Genomic DNA, 261 nt, shown 5'->3' with positions numbered 1-261 from the left:
CCAAAGCAATTTGCCCAGGCTCCAGATCGTCGCCCTCTTCCACCAGTCGCACGGCAAACACAGTGCCGTGGGAGCCAGGCCAGCGCTCGTGGTCACACCAGATCACAGCGGTGTATTTGGCCGGGGTGTAGGTCTCAGCGATGTCGCGCAATTCCTGGGGAAGGATGTCGCGGCCATCAATGGTCGGGCCGCTGGTAGCAACACGCTTCCAGTAGGAGACAAGGGAACGGGGCATGAGTGGTAACTGCGCTCAATCGCTGA

At 60.5% G+C, this 261-nt stretch carries 1 protein-coding gene; it reads right to left on the bottom strand.

Annotated elements, in window-relative coordinates:
- Nucleotides 1-235: GPO family capsid scaffolding protein (locus ACW9IR_RS29965; RefSeq protein ID WP_457462252.1), on the bottom strand; the 235-nt coding region annotated here is incomplete at its 3' end.
- Nucleotides 236-261 lie beyond the last annotated feature (26 nt).

Source organism: Pseudomonas sp. SDT291_1_S447, from assembly GCF_054070155.1.
Note: the sequence above shows the minus strand (reverse complement) of the source record. Positions and strands in the feature narration are given on the sequence as shown.